The following is a 1,165-nucleotide window of genomic DNA, read 5'->3' as shown; positions in this document are numbered from 1 at the left end:
TAACTGGTCAGCCATCGGCGTGTGGTACAGCTCGTGAAGTTGGTACGTTTGCTCACCGCCTACCAGCGGACATGGTGGTTGCTAACCCTAAACACCGCCAAATCGCAGAAAAAATCTGGAAACTGCCTGAAGGCACGATTCCACCAAAACCAGGTTTCCACGCGGTACTTCAAGACCGCATGCTGAACGATGGCGTACTGAACTGTTACTGGGTTCAATCTAACAACAACATGCAAGCTGGTCCGAACATCAACACTGAACGTCTGCCTGGCTACCGTAACCCAGAAAACTTCATTGTTGTTTCTGACCCATACCCAACGGCTACCGCTCAAGCGGCTGACCTTATCCTTCCAACAGCGATGTGGATTGAAAAAGAAGGTGCTTACGGTAACGCAGAACGTCGTACTCAAGCTTGGTACCAACAAGTAGGCACGGTAGGCGACGCTAAGTCTGACCTATGGCAGGTAATGGAGTTCTCTAAACGCTTCAAGATGGAAGAAGTCTGGCCAGAAGAACTTCTAACGAAAGCGCCTCAGTACCGTGGCAAAACCATGTACGACATGCTGTTCAAAAACGGCCAAGTTGACAAGTTCCCGCTTGAAGAGGCACGTGAACTGAACGACGATTCGCACCACTTCGGTTTCTACGTTCAAAAAGGTCTGTTTGAAGAATACGCAACGTTCGGCCGCGGCCATGGTCACGACTTAGCACCATACGATGTGTACCACACCGTACGCGGTCTACGTTGGCCAGTCGTTGATGGTAAAGAAACACAGTGGCGCTTTAAAGAAGGCTCGGACCCATACGCGAAAGCGGGTTCTGGTTGGGATTTCTACGGCAATGCCGACGGCAAAGCGAAGATCATCTCTGCACCGTACGAAGCGCCACCAGAAGTGCCAGATTCAGAATTCGACCTATGGCTATGTACAGGCCGTGTTCTTGAGCACTGGCACACTGGTACCATGACTCGTCGTGTACCTGAGCTGTACAAAGCAGTACCGGATGCGGTGTGTTACATGCACCCAGAAGATGCGAAAGCGCGCAACGTACGTCGCGGTGAAGAAGTGGTTATCGCAAACAAACGTGGCGAAGTACGCGTTCGTGTTGAAACTCGCGGTCGTAACCGTCCGCCAAAAGGCTTGGTATTCGTACCGTTCTTTGATGC

General features: G+C 51.3%; 1 protein-coding gene. It reads left to right on the top strand.

Annotation, left to right across the window (positions count from 1 at the left end; all coding sequences use genetic code 11):
• Nucleotides 1–1,165: molybdopterin dinucleotide binding domain-containing protein (locus R7D93_RS25735; RefSeq protein WP_318129614.1), on the top strand; the 1,165-nt coding region annotated here is incomplete at both ends.

The organism is Vibrio sp. YT-15 (assembly GCF_033337445.1).
GTDB classification, from domain to species: Bacteria; Pseudomonadota; Gammaproteobacteria; order Enterobacterales; family Vibrionaceae; genus Vibrio; species Vibrio alginolyticus.
This window is presented reverse-complemented; position numbering and strand designations above follow the sequence as displayed.